The following is a 16,348-nucleotide window of genomic DNA, read 5'->3' on the forward strand; positions in this document are numbered from 1 at the left end:
GGCGGAGCCACCTGGCCCGCCACCCCGTGCGTCGAGCGTGCGTGCCGAACGCCGCGACGCCGCGGAGATCCATCAGAAGGGCCCTAGCCTCCCTGTTTCGCTTCGGGTGGCTGAGCTGGAGTGATCCCCGTGGAGTGAGGTTTCTGATCACGGCTGTGTCGAGGCCCGACGCGCGGGTCGTGCAGGGACGGTGCCGAGGTTCAGGTGGCTGGCCGTGGCAGGGCCGCTCGCTGCGTCGAGCACGGTGATGTGGTCCTCGGCGGTGTTGGCCACGGCGTTGCCGGGGCGCAGCAGTCCGGCGAGGGCCTCGCGCGTGCTGTCGAGGAAGCACAGCAACGGGTGGTGGCCGAAGCCGTGTTCGCAGGTCGGCGCCGCGTGCTCCAGCTCGGAGCGGCATGTGACCGGGTGGCGTCGGTATCCAGGACGAAGCCGGGCGGTTCGCGTCCGCCTGCGCGGGGAGGCCGGTATCGCCTCTCGCCTGTCGTCGGCTTGCAGCCAGACGATTTCGCGGGCTGCAACACGGCCCGCGGGGAGCGTCACCGATGCCGCGCGGTCGCAGTTGGACCCGGCCTGGCTGAGCACCCCGCGCCCCTCGGCTGATGCGACGCAGCAGCCAGGATCACCGTTCAGTTGACCCACCCACGCAGCACTTCTAGCGTAGCCAGGGAAGGTCGGCCCCCGCTCCGTCCGTCTGGAGTCCATCGGTGATCATCTGCATGATCGCGCCCAGGAACTCCTGCTGCTGGGGGGTGAGTCGGTCGAACAGGGCATGCTGCACGACTGTCGCATAGCCCGGAGCGGCCCGTATGAGAGCCTCCAGGCCCTCCTCTGTGAGCACCGTGAACTTGCCGCGCTTGCCGGAGGGAGCATCCTCGCGCCGTACCAAGCCGTTCTTCTCCAAACGTGCGACGGCGTGCGAGAGCCGGGGCCGGGTGATCTTCGCATGCATCGCCAGCTCCGTCATCTGCAGCCGCTGGTGTGGGGACTCTGCGAGGCTCACCAGGAGCCTGTAATAGCTATGCGGCATTTTCACAGTGCGCTGCAGTTGGCGGTCCATGCGGTCCTCGAGGAGCGTGGTCGCGTGGACATAGGAGCGCCAGATGCGTTGCTGCTCATCGGTGAGCCATCGGAGCTTTGCGGTGGATGAGTATGCCTTCCTCGTGCCCTCCACTTTATGCACAGACTCCTTGAATCTCTAATGAATTCATACACATTCCCCCAATGTCGCTTCGTCCCCTATACGCCTCGGCTATACGCCTCGGCCGCGGCAACCTACAGCAGCGGTACGGCTCCGTCGGTGACGGCTCGGGCAAGGTGGACCGCGCCCTGGAGTGACGAAAGGCCACCCAGGCGTGCCGGAGCGACTGGCGGGGCAGGGCGGCCTGGACGCGAGAGAGATGTCAGGTGAGTTGCTATGCGGTCCACCAGGTTGTCGATGCCTGCCGCGAACCCGCCCCCGATCACAGCGAGGCTGGGGTGGAGCAGTTCGGTGACCCCCATGATGGCCGTGGCCAGGGCCCGGCAGGTGCCGTCGATCGCGGCTGTGGCCCACGGGCGGGCGGTACGGAGTGCTTCGCGCAGCTCCACGTAGGTGACCGGCTCGCCGTGGAGCTCGCCGGCCCGGGCCAGAGTGGCCGGCCCCGAAGCTATCGCCTGGAGGCAGCCCTGGCGGCCGCAGACACACACGGGGCCGTCCAACTCGACGACCAGATGGCCCAGTTCGAAGGAGCCCCGGCCCGGGCCGGGGCACAGGCGGCCGCCCAGGACCAGGCCTCCGCCGATGCCGGTACCGACGCCGACGTAGAGCAGATTGGCGCAGTCGGCCGCTGCGGCCTCGGCGAGGGCGGCCACGTCGCCGTCGTCCGCCCATGCGACGGCCGCTCCTGGCACGAGGGCGCGTAGCGCGGGGCCCAGGGCGAGGCCGGTCCATGACGGTCGACTGGGCCAGGAGGTGACCTGCTCTTCCGGGTCGACCGTGGCGGGTACGGCGACCCCGGCGGCCTGGAAACCAACGCCCGTGCGGGCCGCCAGGGTGGTGATGCCGTCCGACAGCAGGGCAAGGTCACTGTCCGGTCCGTCTTCGTGGTGCGGCCAGGAGAACGTGTGCTCCTCGGTTCGGCCGTCCGCCGACTCGGCGCGCAGGGCGACTTTTGTGCCCCCTATGTCGATGCCCAGGTGCCACGACGGCGGTGAGGCTGTCATTCCGTTTCAGTGGCCGGGGAGGGCCGGGCAGAGGACAAGCAGGTCGGCGGGCCGTTGCAGGACGATGTCAGGGCCGGCGGCGAGCAGTCCGATCTCGTCGTGACAGCCCCACAGCGCGGCTGCGGCGGTGACGTCGGCACCGTGGGCGCTGGCCAGGTCGGTGGGAGCGTCGCCGATCATGATGGCCCGGTCTGCGGGAACGTCGAGGAGTTCGAGCGCGCGTCTGACGATGTCGGGGGCGGGCTTGGGCCGGGACACCTCGTCGGAGCCGATGACGTGGGCGAAGTACGGAAGCAGGCCGAGGACGTCGAGCAGGGACCGGGCACGCTCACCTGCCTTGCCGGTGGCGATGGCCAGCCGGAGACCGCGCTCGTGCAGCGTCCTCAGCACATCGACAACGCCGTCGTACACCTGAACGTGGTGGGCGAGCCGGTAGCTCTCACGGACGAAGGGCTCCTCCATCTCCAGCGGAAGGCCCATGATCCGCATGATGTCGGGAAAGTAGCGGCCCTGATGGCGTTGGTACTCCTCGAAGGGCGCCTCACCTGGGCCTACGACCTCGGCGTAGGCGAGGGAGAAGGCTTCGCCCATCACCGCGAAGCTGTCGACGACGACTCCGTCGAGATCGAAGACGACTGCTTGCCTGAAGACTCGGGAGTGCCGTTCGGAGGTCGTTGCCGCGGGGTTTGCCGACCCTGTGGTCATGCGCTCCTCACCTCCTTGTGAGGGGTGATTGGGGGCGCGTGGTCCGCAGGTCGAGCGGCGCGCGCCGATGCGTAAAAGCTTTCGACCAGCCGGACGGTGCCGCGGGCCTGGGCGACGGCCAGGCCGCGTCGGCCTGTGTCGGCCAGAAGCCCGGCGAGGCCGTCGAGCTGGCGTCGGTACTCGGTGCCGATCGGCTCGGCGGGCAGCGGGATCTGCTGGGTGGTGCCTTCCCGGGTGAGGGTGAGCACCGGTTCGGGGGCCCGGTTGGGACTGAAGCCGAAGGTGCAGTGCAGCCGTGCCGTTCCCTTGCTGCCCTCGATGGTGATGACGGAGGCGTCCAGCGCCTCGTGTGAGGCCCAGCTGGCTTGTAGCGAGACCGAGATGCCGTCCTCGCGGAGCAGGAAGCCTCGGGCGGTGTCCTCGACATTGCCGGCCGGGACGTCGGTGGGCTGGTCCGCGCGCCAGGCAGCGGACCAGGCACTGCTGCTGATGAAGTCGTCGGAGACCGAGCCGATCACCTGGGTGACGGGGGCGGGGCCGAGGAGGTGGGTGAGGACATCGAGCAGGTGCCAGCCGAGGTCGACGAGTACACCTCCACCGGACTTGCTGCGCTGGGTGAACCATCCGCCGGGCTGTGGCACGCCGCGCGCCCTGACCCAGGCCAGGGTGACATGGCGGATCCGGCCGAGCTGGGGCAGTAGCCCGGCAAGCTCTTGGACGTCGCCGCGGTGGGTGGCGGCGCTGCCGGCGAGCAGCATCCCGCCGTTCTGTTCGGCCGCGGCGAGGGCGTCGGCCTCGGCGGTGGTCAGGCAGACCGGCTTCTCCAGGAAGACGGAGATCCTGCGGCGGAGCAGGGCGGCCGCTACCTCGGCGTGCAGATGATTGGGCACCGCGACGACGGCGATGTCGACCGTGTGGGGGGCGAGGGCATCCATGGTGGTGTGAGCGGGCAGGCCCATCGCCACGGCGGCTGCACGGGAGGCCGGGTCGGGGTCGACGGCCGCGACCACCTCGAAGTCCTTGTGCTCGCTCAGCAGTCTGAGCCACAGCTCGCGGCCTGCCCAGCCGAGCCCGACGACGGCAGCGCGGACCTTCATGGTGCGGTCACGGCGTCGGCGATGATCTCGGCCGTGGCGTGGAGAGCTTCCTCGGAGGCGAGTAGCACCCGGTGGTGCAGCCAGATGCAGTCGGTGCTGATCGCCTCGGTGTGCGGGCAGCTTTCGGCGAGCTTTTCGACGGTGGTGTCGGGCGCGGCCGTCTCCCAGAACGCGTCGGTGCGGTAGATCGCCCGGAAGGCGGCGAAGGCAGGCAGTCCGGCCTCGACGAGCGTGTCGACGAGGGTGTTGCGGCGCTCTTCGGAGATGCCGGGGATCCGGAACATGGCCATGTAATGAGAGTTCCGGTCGGCGCGCGGGTCTGCGCCCTGGGGTACGACGCCGTCAATCTCGCCGAGCAGCCGGGACAACAGTGTCCAGCGCTGACCGCGTAGCGTGAGCTGGGCGTCGAGGCGGCTCAGCTGGGCGCGGAGCACGGACGCAGAGAATTCGTTGAGCCGCATGTTGGTGCCGGCGGTCTGGTGCATGTAGCGGCGGTCGGTGCGCGGCCGGCCACAGCTGTGCCGCAGGAAGGCGGCCTCGTACGTCTCCTCGTCGGGGAAGAGCAGCGCACCGCCCTCGCCGGCGGTCATCAGCTTGCCGTTCTGGAAGCTGAACGCGGCGACCGTTCCCAACTCGCCGACTCGTTTGCCTTGCCAGCGGGCGCCGTGGGCGTGGGCGGCGTCCTGCAACAGGGGCACACCGGTGTCGGCGGAGAGCTTGTCGAGCGCGTCCATGTCGGCGAAGAGCCCGGCCATGTGCACGGGCATGATCACCTTGGTGCGGGGGGTGACGGCGGCTGCCGCGGCAGCCACGTCGATGTTGTACGTGTCGAGATCGACGTCGACCGGGACGGCGACCGCGCCGAGCCGCTGAGCGGCCTGGGAGGAGGAGATGAAGGTGAAGGCCGGCACGATGACCTCCGTGCCCGGACCGACACCCAGACACTGCAGCGCCAACTCCAGGGCATGGGTGCCGTTGGTGACGGCCAAAGCGTGCGGGGCGCCGTGGAAGTCGGCGAACTCACTCTCGAAGGAGTCCACCTCCGACCCGCCCATGCGCCACCACTGACCCTGCTCCAGGGCTCGGATCAGGCCGGTGCGCTCGCCGTCGTCGTACTGCGGCCAAGAGGGGAACTCTGGTGCCGGTCGCGCGTTCATGTATCTCCAAATCTCCACTTCGGACGTTTCTCGGCCGATGGCCGACGGACGGCATAAAGCGGTGGGGCATGTGGTCGACGGAAGGTTCCACCTCGGGGATCAGACCCATGAGTGCGACATTCACGGTAGGCACCGCACTTACCGCCCCGCATCCCCCGGTCTGGTAGCCGTCTGTCCGGGTGTGGGTCGGCTCACGGGGGATGGTGGCGGGTATGTGCGTCAGCCGGTCCTGGGTGCGCTCAGGCCGAAGAATTCGCAGTAGGACTCCACTTGGCCGTTCAGCATGTGGATGCCGTGGTGGACGTGGTGGCCGAGGGCGGCGGCCTGCCGCAGCAGGGGCGTCTCGTGGGGTTTCATGATGATGTCGCCCACCACCGCTGCGGGCGGGAGGGCCTCGGGCAGGAACGGCAGTGGGTCGCTTGACCGCAGTCCGAGTGGCGTCGCGTTGACCGCGAGGTCGCTGTCGTGCAGGGGCAGTTCGGCGACTGCGTGGATGCGACCGGGCCAGTACGTGGCGAGTCGACCGACAAGCGTGTCCAGTCTGGACAGGTCCGGGTCGGTCACGGAGACCCGGTCCGCGCCGGCTGTCAGCAGCGCGGACGCGATGGCGCTGCCCGCCCCGCCCGCCCCGGCGAGCGCGACCCGCTTGCCTCGTATCTCATGCCCGGCGCGGGCGAGGCCAGTCACGAAACCGGAACCGTCGAAGTTCTCAGCGAGCCAACTGCCGTCGGTTTCGCGGCGCAGCACGTTGGCCGTTCCGGCGATCTTGACGGTATGGCTTTGCCGGTCGGCCAGTTGGGCGGCGTCCGCCTTGTGCGGGACGGTGACGAAGATGCCGTCGAGGTTACCGATCCGCTGCAGGCCGTGTATGACCCGTTCCAGATCGCCAGGGTGGACCTTCACCGGCACCAGCACCGCGTCGACGCCCTGTTCGGCGAAGAGCGGGTTGAGCAGGCGGGGGGACTGGACCTGCTCGACCGGGTCGCCGACCACCGCGTACAAGCGGGTGGTGCCGCTGATCGGGACCCGCGGCGGGGTGGGGGTGTTGGTCATAGCGGGTTCCGGCGGCCGGTAGAGGCGACCTGCTGGGCAGCCGGCCGGGTGGCCTCTGCAAGCAAATCGGCGACGATGAAAGCCAGTTCCATGGACTGTTCCTCATTCAGGCGAGGGTCGCAGGCGGTCCGGTAGCGGGCCGACAGGTCAGCCTCACCGAGGCCGCGGGGCCCGCCCAGGCACTCGGTGACGTCCTCGCCGGTCGCCTCCAGGTGGAGGCCGCCGGGGTGGGTACCGAGGGTGCGGTGGACGTCGAAGAACCCGTTGATCTCCGCGACGATGTCGTCGAAGTGGCGGGTCTTGCGGCCGTCCGGCGTCGTGCGTGAGTTGCCGTGCATCGCGTCGCACTGCCATACCACCTGGTGGCCGGTGGCGGTGACCTTCTCCACGATCGGCGGCAGCACTTCGCGGACCTGGGAGTGGCCCATCCTGCTGATCAGCGTCAGCCGCCCAGGCGTGGCACAGGGGTCGAGCCTGCGGACGTACTCGACGGCTTCTTCCGGGGTTGTGCTGGGACCGATTTTCACCCCGATGGGGTTCGCGAGCAGTTCGGCGACGGCGAGGTGCGCGTCGCCGAGGCCTCGCGTGCGCTCACCGATCCAGAGGAAGTGTGCGAGTGGGCTGACGAGCAGTGATTCCGGTCCGGTGGTGAACCCGGCGGTGTGGAGCGAGGCACATTCGTAGTCGAGCACGAGCATCTCGTGGCCCACATAGATCTGTTCGCTTCTCAGGCCCTGACCGCGGCCGATCTCTTCGGCGGTGCGGACGAAGTGGCCGCCGCCGGAGGTGCCTTGCACGTACGGGGGGAGGCCGGTGTGCGGGTTCGCCGGCTCCTGTGCGTACACCCGGCGGGCGAGCGTCATCGCGCGAGTCGCGTGCCCGTGGGCGCGCAGCATCCTGTCCGGATCACCAGTGCGTGCGGCAAGGGTGCGTTCGGCGGAGTTGACCATGTCACCCCGGTAGACCGGTAAGCCGTCCGCGTCGACGGACTGTGAGCGCGGCTTCGCGTACTGTCCGGCCATACGGGCGAGGGGAACCACCGGCAGTCCGGCGGTGTGGGCAAGGACCAGCGACATACCCTTCAGGAGACCGAGGTTGGCTCGCAGGTGCGATTCGGTGGTCTCGGTGAAGGTTTCCGCGCAGTCCCCGCTCTGCAGCAGGAATGCCTGGCCGCGGGCGACCGCCGCGAGCTGCTCGGAGAGCTGAGCCGTCTCGGACTCGGCCACGATCGGGGGCGCGGTGCGCAGCAGTTCCACTACTGTCCGGGCCTGGGCCGGGTCAGGCCACTCGGGCTGCTGCGCCGCGGGTCTGCCCAGGGCCTCGGCGAGGCGGTCCGCGAGCCTCGGCTCTCGCGTGTTCCTGCCCCGGACCTCGCCGTGCGCTGCCTTTGATGAGCGCGTCATGCCGGCGGGGCTCCCGTTCCGTGGAGGCCTGCCGGCTCGATGAGTTGCCCGAGTGGCTGCCGTGGCATGCGCTCGAGGACCTCGGCGACGACCTGTTCGGACACGTCATGGACCAGCTCCGCTCCCCCGAGCCCGTCGAGGACGAAGGCGAGGCCTGTGAGCGCCTTCTTGTCCCGGCGCATCAGGCGGATCAGCTCGGCCGTCTCGATCCCCTCGGGCAGCGCGGTGGGCAGTCCGTAGAACTCGACGACCTCCCGGTGCTCGGCCACCCGCCCGGGACCGATCCGGTCCAGGGCCCCGGCGAGCAGGCCCGCGAAGATCGTGCCGATCGCGACGGCCTCGCCGTGCCGGAGTGCAAAGCCGCTGGCCAGCTCCAGGGCGTGGCCCAGGGTGTGGCCGTAGTTGAGGATGTGCCGCAGGCCGGTGTCCCGCTCGTCCGCCGAGACGACGCCGGCCTTCAGCCTCACACTGGCCGTGATGCGCTCCGCGAGGCCGAGCCCGCGCAGGTCACCGGCACCGATGAAGTGGCAGCGGGCGATCTCACCCAGGCCGTTGAGCATCTCGCGCCGGGCAAGGGTGGACAGGTAGTCGGTGTCGCACAGTACGGCGGCGGGCTGCCAGTAGGCGCCCACCAGGTTCTTACCGGAGGGCAGGTTGACCGCCGTCTTGCCGCCGACGCTCGCGTCGACCTGGGCCAGCAGCGTGGTCGGCAGATGCACCACTGGCACGCCCCGGTGGTACAGGGCAGCGGCCAGGCCGACGACGTCGGTGGTGGTTCCGCCCCCGCAGGAGACGACCGCGTCGTTGCGGGTGAGGCCGAAGCGTACGAACTCCGCGCACAGGGCCTCGACGGTGGCGAGGTTCTTGTCCGGCTCACCGTCCCGGGCGGGCAGCAGCACGGTCTCCACTCCCGTGTCAGGCACCCATTCCGCGGGCCGGGCTGACACGACTACGACCCGCTGGGCGCCGAGGCCCTGGATCACTTCGGCCAGCATGGAACGCACCCCAGGGCCGATCACCACATCGTAGGAACATTCGCCGACATGGACCGGTATCTGTTCTCTCACTCCGCCTCACTCTGTCCTGTGGAAGCCGGTGATACGCCGGGGCGGCCACCCCGCCGGGGTCTTCAGGAGACTGTGCGCCGACGGGACCCGTGGCTCGACCGAAACCGCCGCCGGCCCCCGCAAGCGGTGGCGGGGGTTCGCCTGCTCAGCGCCAGTAGGTGCTGACGATCTTTTCGAGCTCGTTCTCGTCCCGGATGAGACGAAGCCGCTCCGCGCCGTCCTCAACGGATAGGAAGAGGTTCGCGGTGAGCGTGACCTGCCCGTTGTCGATGACCCGTCGGCGGCGCCGCGGGTGCGCCACCATCTCGTCCAGCGGCAGGGCGTCGCGCCAGCGGGCCCAGTCCGCGGTGGTACGCGTCACCGGCAGGAAGCGGTAACTGTCGCGCCAGTCTTTGGCGCGGGTCTTGTACTCGAGGAAGTAGTGCTCGTCCCGACGGGTCAACCGGAACTCGATGCCGTCCTGGACCACGGTCTCTCCGGAGAACGGCAGCGGCTCCACGATGGAGATGCCCGCGTGCCCGGCGTCGGCGAGCCAGTCCTCACCGTCGATGGTGACCCGCATGACCATGTGCTCGATGTCAGGGCCCCACACTCCCCCCGGCAGGACGGTGGCTGCGGCCAGCACCTGCACTTCGAAGCCCAACTCGACGAGAAGCCGATGGAACATGAAGTTCAGTTCGACGCAGATGCCGCCCCGGCCGCTGAGCACGATCGTCTCGAAGGCCGGGTCAAGGTCGAAAGACGCCTGGGCCAGGCCGAGGGCGTCACCACTGCTGTTCAGGTCCAGGGCGTAACCACTGTCGTAGGGGATCCGCATCTGGTGCTTGCGGTGGATCTCCCGCAGGGTCGCCAGGCTTGCGTCGGGCGTTCCCGAGAAGCCGAGGTACTCCAGATACTTGTCCTTGTCGAACATGCTGTGTCTCCTTGAGTGTTCGTCGTCGGCGAGTGACAGACGAGACGAGGCGGTCATTGATCTCCGCGCACCAGGCGTGAAGTGTCCAGCGGGTCCACGGGGGGTTCGAGGCGTTCCAGCAGCTCCTCGGCGGCCAGTTCCGCGGTGGGGTACTCGAAGGCGAAGGTGGCCGGGACGCGGACGCCGGTGAGCGCCGACAGCCGGTTCCTGAGTTCGATGGCGGTCAGAGAGTCGAAACCGATGTCGAAGAAGGAAAGGTCCGGTCCGATTTCGTCCGCGGACACATGGCCGAGGATCGTGACGACCTCGCGCTGGACCAGGTCGACCAAGATCTTTCGTCGCTGGTCCGGGGACACCTCGGCCAGCCGATCCGCCAGCTTGTCGGCCCCGGCCGCCCCCTCACGGGCAGGCCGCCGACTGACGCGGACGAGGCCGCGTAGCAAGGGGGGGACGGATGCGGAGTCGGCCTGGTCCCATATCGCCTCGAGTTCCATCTTCGCCAGGACCTGAACAGCGTCACGGTCAAGCAACGCGAGGTCGAACAGCTCCATGCCCTCTTGCGCGGTGAGTTCGGCGCTGTTCCAGCGGTCGAAACGCTTCAGCTCAACCTCAGCGAGTTTGTCCAGCGCGTCCGATCCCTGCCCCCACCATCCCCACACCAGTGAGGTCGCCGGCAATCCGGAAGCATGCCGGCGTACAGCCAGCGCGTCGAGATAGGAGTTCGCGGCGGCGTAGTTGCCCTGACCCGCCGAGCCGAAGATCCCCGAAAGAGAGGAGTAGAGGACGAAGGCCGCGAGGTCGAGATCGCGTGTGAGTTCATCCAGAATTCGGGCCGCATCGGCCTTCGGACGGAGCACCGCGTCGAGCTGTTCGGGCGTCAGGGACGTCGCCACACCGTCATCCAGCGCGCCGGCTGCGTGGATCACGCCGGTAAGGGGGGCGTCCTCGGGAACCGAGGCCAGCAGCGCGACCATGGAGCCTCGATCGGACACGTCGCACGCTACGGTTCGGACGAGCGCGCCAAGCCCTTGCAGTTCGGCTTCCAACTCGGCCGCGCCCGGTGCGTCCGGTCCCCTCCGGCTGACCAGGAGGAGGTTTCTGATCTTGTGCTTGGAAACCAGGTGCCTGGCCGCCAGGCGACCCAGCCTACCCGTACCGCCGGTGATCAAGACCGTGCCCTCAGGGTTCAGGGGACGGCCAGGGGCATCGGCGGGGGCAGCGGCCTTGACGAGCCTCGGCACCGCCACCGCGCCTTGGCGAAGTGCCGCCTGGGGTTGCCCGGACGCGAGTACATCGGGCAGGCGCCGGGCTGACGCCTCCGTGCCGTCCGTGTCGACCAGGATGATGCGGCCCGGGTTCTCGGACTGTGCCGAGCGCAGCAAGCCGGCAGCCGCTGCAACGGCCAGATCGGGAGCCGGGTCCCCGTCCTGGACGGCCGCACCGGCCTGTGTGAGGGCGAGGAGAGGAGTGTCCTGGAAGGCGGGTTCCGCAAGCCACGCCTGGACGACCTCCAACACTCGCCCGGTGAGGTCCCGGACGGCGGCGAGGTCCGTACGTCCGTTGCCGGCCACGTCGAGGAGGAACGTGCCGGGGGGCGTTGCGGCCACGGCACGAACGTCCTCGGCAGTTGTCACGCGTACGACGTGCAGCTCGTCCTGGACGCTCCTGACGGAGATGGGCTCCCAGGCCACACGGAACATCTGCTCCCTGGACGCGCCCGAGCCGACACGCAGCAGTTCCGGGACCACCGGTCGCATGACCATCGAGTCGACGGCAGCCACAGGTGTGCCGAAGCCGTCGGCCAGGCGCAAGCGGATCGTGTCGGGGGCGAGCGGTGTGAGGTGAACCCGCAGTGAGGAGGTTCCGGTGGCGTGCAGTCTGACATCGCGCCAGACGAAGGGCAGAGCCAGCTTCGGGCTCTCGCCGGCCATATCTGCGCGGAAGGCACAGGCGTGCATGGCCGCGTCCAGGAGGGCCGGGTGCAGCCCGTAGTCATCACCCTTGCCTGCCGCCTCGGGCAGTGAGACCTCGGCGAACATCTCCTCGCCGCGCGTCCACGCCCCGCGCAGGCCGCGAAAGGCCGGACCGTGGCCGTATCCCGCCTGTGCCATGCCGTCGTAGGTGTGGGCGAGTACGTCCGGGTCGACGGCGGTGGCGCCGGGCGGCGGCCACTGGGTGAGGTCGAAATCGGCCCCACCCTCCTCCGGCACCAGGCGTCCGGAGACATGACAGGTCCAGCTCCCACGTGGACCGGCTTCCTCCCAGCGGGAGTGAATCTGAACGGTGCGGTGGCTGGATTCGTCGGGCTCACCCACCCACACACGTACCTGGACACCGCCGCTCTCGGGCAGCAGCAGGGGGCGCTCGATGACCAGTTCGCCGACCAGGCTGCACCCGACCTCGTCGCCGGCGCGGAGCGCGAGCTCCACGAAGGCTGCTCCGGGCATGAGGACGACTCCGGCAGCCGCGTGGTCGGCGAGCCAAGGGTGCGTGCGCAGCGAGAGCCGGGACGTGAACAGCACGCCGTTCGAGCCGGGGATCTCGGTGACCGCGCCGAGCAGGGGGTGGTCCGCCGCCTCGAGACCGAGGCCTGGTGCGTCCGCGTCCCCACCGGAGTCTGCCGTATCCAACCAGTAGCGCCGGCGCTGAAAGGCGTACGTGGGCAGATCTACGGGCCGCTCCGTACCGCGGCCGAGGACGGCCCCCCAGATGACCTGAACGCCGTGGGTGTGCAGGTGGGCCAGCGAGGCAAGGAACCTGCGTGGGCCGCCCTCGTCGCGGTGCAGCGACCCGGTGACGACGGCGGGTGCCTGGAGCTCCTCCAGCACGTCCTGGACGCTCGACGCCAGCACAGGGTGCGAGCTGACCTCGATGAACACCCCATGTCCATCACCGGCCAGGGACCGAATGGCCGTGTCGAACTGCACGGTCTGCCGCAGGTTGCGATACCAGTACTCGGCGTCCAGCTCCGTGGTGTCCTGGAGTCGCCCGGTCACCGTGGAGTACAGCGGTATGCGGGAAGGCCCGCCGGAGACCCCGGAAAGTGCCTCCAGGAAAATGTCGCGCAGCACTTCCATCTGCGAGGAGTGTCCGGCGGCGTTGGCCCCGTGAATCCTGCGGGCGTGGATGCCCTCGGTCTTGCACCGGGCGAGCAGCTCTTCCAGGGCGGGCAGTTCACCGGTCACGACCACTGAGGAGGGCCCGTTGACTGCGGCGATCTCCAGGCCGGGCAACTCCTCGACCAGTACGGACGTGGCCTTGACACCGGCGACGAGGGCCACCATGCCTCCGCGTCCCGACAACTCGGCGCGGATCGCCTCGGCCCGGTAGACCACGAGGCGGGCAGCGTCCGGAAGGGACAGCGCACCGGCAAAGCAGGCAGCGGTGATCTCGCCCTGAGAATGACCCACGACCGCATCCGGGACGACCCCGCACGCTTCCCACAGGACGGCAAGTGACAGGTTCAGTGCCCACGACACCGGCTGCACGACGTCGAGGTCTTCAAGGGACCGTGCGCCCTCTGCCTGCCGCACCACATCGAGCAACGACCAGCCGGTCAGCGGGTCCAGAACCTCGGCGCACTCGGTCATGCTGGTCGCAAACACGGGCGACGCCTCAAGCAGTTCCCTGCCCATGCCCGCCCAGTGTGTGCCCTGGCCTGGAAACACAAAGACAGTCCGGCCTACTACGCTCTCGGCCGTTCCCTTGACGACACCGGTCGCGGACTCGCCGTCGGCCACGGCGTCCAATGCAGTCAGCGCCTCTTCCCGGTTCCCGGCGAGCACGATCGCACGGTCGGGGAGAAGGCCCCGGCTCTGCACCAGCGACCGACCGACGTCAAGCACGTCCAGCTCTTGACGTTGCCTCAGGAACGAACCAAGGCGCCGGGCCTGCCCGGCGAGACCCGCCTCGCCGCGGGCCGAGAGGACCAGTGGCACCACCGAGCCGCCCAGCACGCGCGCCTGCTCGTCGGACGGGTTCACGGATGTCTGCTCGGGCGCCTGCTCCAGGATGACGTGCGCGTTGGTGCCGCTGACGCCGAAGCCGGAGACCCCCGCACGACGAGGACGGCCGATCTCGGGCCACTCGTGCGCCTCGGTCAGCAACTCAACCGCTCCGGCAGACCAGTCAACCTGAGGCGTGGGCTCGTCCACGTTCAAAGTCTGCGGCAGCACACCATGCCGCATTGCCATCACCATCTTGATCACACCAGCGACTCCTGCCGCATGGCCCGCGTGTCCAAGGTTCGACTTCACAGAACCGAGCCACAGCGGCAGTCCGGGGTCACGGCTCTGACCGTAGGTGGCGAGCAGGGCCTGTGCCTCGATCGGGTCGCCCAGCGGGGTTCCGGTGCCGTGCGCCTCGACGACGTCGACATCGGCGGACGACAAGCCAGCGGCAGCGAGTGCCTGGCGGATCACCCGCTGCTGCGAGGGCCCGTTCGGCGCGGTGAGTCCGTTGGACGCGCCATCCTGGTTCACTGCAGTGGCCCGTACGACGCCGAGAATCTCATGTCCGTCACGGATGGCATCGGAAACCCGCTCCAACAACAGGACGCCCACGCCCTCGGCACAGTTCGTTCCGTCTGCGGATGCCGCAAACGCCTTGCACCGACCGTCCTTCGCAAGACTCCGCATACGCGAGGCCAACACGATGCCTGCGGGAGTGGTCATCAGGCTGGAGCCCCCGGCCAGCGCCAACGACGACTCGCCCGAACGCAGGGACTGCACTGCCATGTGCAGGGCTACCAGGGACGACGAGCAGGCCGTGTCGACCGTGACCGCGGGCCCCTCGAAGCCGAGAGTGTAGGAAACCCGTCCCGACAGGACGCTCTCCAAGCCGCCGGTCATCAGGTAGCCCTCGAGCTCGTCGGGGACGCTGTGGAAACTGGTGGCGTAATCGTGCCTGCCTACGCCGGCGAACACGCCGACGTTCTTGCCACGCAGAGCCTCCGGGTCTATGCCCGCCCGTTCGATCGCCTCCCACGACGTCTCCAGCATCAGACGCTGCTGCGGGTCCATGACCAGCGTCTCGCTTTGCGAGATACCGAAGAAACCGGCGTCGAACTCGCCCGCGTCGTCCAGGAACCCGCCTTCCCGTACGTAGGTCGTGCCGACCCGATCGAGCTCCGGGTCGTACAGGTTCTCAAGATCCCAGCCCCGGTCGGTGGGGAATGCGCCGATTGCGGAACGACCATCGGCGATCAACTCCCACAACTCTTCAGGTGACGACACCCCACCGGGGAACCGGCACGCCATGCCCACGATGGCGATCGGTTCAGTGAAGCCGTCGCGGATCTCCTTGTTCTCGTTCTCCAACCGCTCGTTCTCGATCAGTGAAGCCCGCAGCGCTTCGACAAGCTTGGCCTCTGAGCTGGTCATTCCCTGTCTCCCCTTGTCCCGGTCGTGAGTCCGCTACTGCTTCCCGGCTTTCCTCATGGCCCGCTCCACCAGGGCGTCGACGTCCATCTCCTCGATCAGCAGCTTGCCGTCCTGCTTCGGTTCGGCGGTGTCCGGCGCTGTGGCACTTTCACCGCCGGGACTCGCCACCAGTTGCAGGAGCTTCTCCATGAGCCCGAGTTCCTGGAACCGGGACAGAGGCGTGGTGACCAGGACCCTCCGGATCTCGTCCTCCCGACCCGCCAACTCGCCATCAGCCTCAGGGCACAGTTCCGCGAGGAGACGGCGCATCAGGCTCCGGGGTGTGGGATGGTCGAAGATGATCGTGGCAGGGAGGCGAATCCCTACGAGTCCGGTGAGTCGGTTGCGGAGTTCAACGGCCAGCATCGAGTCGAAGCCGACCTCCCGGAAAGCCCGGTCGGCGTCGACCTTGCCGGGTGCTGAATGGCCCAGGACCACAGCGACTTCGCGCCGGATCAGATCCAGCAGCATCTGCTCTCGCTGGACCGGGGGCGTGGCGGCCAACTGTTCGGCGAGGCCGCCCCAACGGGAGGCGACGTTCTGAGCGGTGCGACGGCCGGCACCCACGAGGCTCCGCAGCAGTACGTGTACGGGATCGGACGTGGCGTGCGCGCGCAGCGCGGCGTAGTCCGGCCTGGCCGCCAAGAGCACCGCGTCGTCTGACCGCAGCGCCGCGTCGAACAGCTCCATACCCTCCTGGCTGGAGTGGGCCACCAGGCCCTGCGGGGCCCTCCTCCGCTGATTGGCCATGCCCAGGTTCCCGCCGGTGCCGGTCTGGTCCCACATCCCCCATGCGAGGGAGGTGCCGGGCAGGCCGGAGCGGCGGCGGTGGAGGGCGAGGGCGTCCAAGCAGGCATTGGCGGCGGCGTAGTTTGCCTGACCGGGATTGCCGAGGACTCCGGCGGCGGAGGAGAACAGCACGAACGCCGCAAGATCAGCGCCCCGGGTCAGCTCGTGCAGGTGCAGCGCGGCATCCAGCTTCGGCCGCAGGACGACATCGAAACGCTCCGGAGTCAGGGCCGTGACCACACCGTCGTCGAGGACTCCCGCGGTGTGCACGACTGCGGTCAGCGGGTGCGCATCCGGTACGGCGGCCAAAAGCGCCGCGACAGCGTCCCGGTCAGCGGTGTCACACGCGGCAACGGTGACAGTCGTGCCGAGGCTGGTCAGTTCCTCGTACAGCGCCGCCGCTCCTTCGGCGTCCGGTCCGCTCCGGCTGGCCAGCAGCAAGTGCCCTACGCCGTGTTCGCTCACCAAGTGCCGGGCGAGGAGACTGCCGAGCGTCCCCGTGCCGCCCGTGACAAGGACGGTCCCGTCCGGGTTGAGCCCGC

At 69.0% G+C, this 16,348-nt stretch carries 11 protein-coding genes and 1 pseudogene; all 12 read right to left on the bottom strand.

The window, feature by feature from the left end; genetic code table 11:
* Positions 1 to 237 precede the first annotated feature (237 nt).
* Positions 238 to 402 (bottom strand): annotated as a pseudogene (locus tag AB0958_RS41160) (IS1380 family transposase); the annotation flags it as partial.
* Between the two features lie 250 nt (positions 403 to 652).
* On the bottom strand, positions 653 to 1,171 hold the full coding sequence (locus AB0958_RS41165; protein ID WP_366895611.1) for a MarR family transcriptional regulator: 519 nt from the start codon (positions 1,169 to 1,171) through the stop codon (positions 653 to 655).
* Between the two features lie 101 nt (positions 1,172 to 1,272).
* Positions 1,273 to 2,202 (bottom strand): ROK family protein, encoded by a 930-nt coding sequence (locus AB0958_RS41170; protein ID WP_366895612.1) that lies wholly within the window; start codon positions 2,200 to 2,202, stop codon positions 1,273 to 1,275.
* Between the two features lie 6 nt (positions 2,203 to 2,208).
* Positions 2,209 to 2,907 carry an HAD-IA family hydrolase gene (locus AB0958_RS41175; protein ID WP_366895613.1) on the bottom strand — a complete coding sequence of 233 codons (699 nt, stop codon included), beginning with the start codon at positions 2,905 to 2,907 and terminating at the stop codon, positions 2,209 to 2,211.
* Positions 2,904 to 4,004, bottom strand: a complete 1,101-nt coding sequence (locus AB0958_RS41180; protein WP_366895614.1) for a Gfo/Idh/MocA family oxidoreductase — start codon at positions 4,002 to 4,004, stop codon at positions 2,904 to 2,906. Before AB0958_RS41180 ends, AB0958_RS41175 begins: the two co-directional genes overlap by 4 nt.
* The gene (gene rifK / locus AB0958_RS41185; RefSeq protein ID WP_366895615.1) at positions 4,001 to 5,161 is read right to left on the bottom strand and encodes a 3-amino-5-hydroxybenzoate synthase; all 1,161 of its coding nucleotides are present in this window, start codon (positions 5,159 to 5,161) and stop codon (positions 4,001 to 4,003) included. Before rifK ends, AB0958_RS41180 begins: the two co-directional genes overlap by 4 nt.
* 219 nt (positions 5,162 to 5,380) lie before the next feature.
* Complete coding sequence (locus tag AB0958_RS41190) at positions 5,381 to 6,214, bottom strand: shikimate dehydrogenase (RefSeq protein WP_366895616.1); 834 nt, start codon at positions 6,212 to 6,214, stop codon at positions 5,381 to 5,383.
* Positions 6,211 to 7,617, bottom strand: coding sequence for a 3-deoxy-7-phosphoheptulonate synthase (locus tag AB0958_RS41195; protein ID WP_366895617.1), 1,407 nt, complete (start codon positions 7,615 to 7,617; stop codon positions 6,211 to 6,213). Before AB0958_RS41195 ends, AB0958_RS41190 begins: the two co-directional genes overlap by 4 nt.
* Positions 7,614 to 8,612, bottom strand: coding sequence for a 3-dehydroquinate synthase family protein (locus tag AB0958_RS41200; protein ID WP_366895618.1), 999 nt, complete (start codon positions 8,610 to 8,612; stop codon positions 7,614 to 7,616). Before AB0958_RS41200 ends, AB0958_RS41195 begins: the two co-directional genes overlap by 4 nt.
* A 217-nt stretch (positions 8,613 to 8,829) precedes the next feature.
* On the bottom strand, positions 8,830 to 9,597 hold the full coding sequence (locus AB0958_RS41205; protein WP_366895619.1) for an arylamine N-acetyltransferase: 768 nt from the start codon (positions 9,595 to 9,597) through the stop codon (positions 8,830 to 8,832).
* Between the two features lie 53 nt (positions 9,598 to 9,650).
* On the bottom strand, positions 9,651 to 14,978 hold the full coding sequence (locus tag AB0958_RS41210) for a type I polyketide synthase (protein WP_366895620.1): 5,328 nt from the start codon (positions 14,976 to 14,978) through the stop codon (positions 9,651 to 9,653).
* Between the two features lie 33 nt (positions 14,979 to 15,011).
* A partial coding sequence (locus AB0958_RS41215; RefSeq protein ID WP_366895621.1) for a beta-ketoacyl reductase occupies positions 15,012 to 16,348 on the bottom strand: 1,337 nt, incomplete at its 5' end.

The sequence above is a fragment of the Streptomyces sp. NPDC006655 genome (assembly GCF_040703965.1).
Lineage (GTDB): Bacteria > Actinomycetota > Actinomycetes > Streptomycetales > Streptomycetaceae > Streptomyces.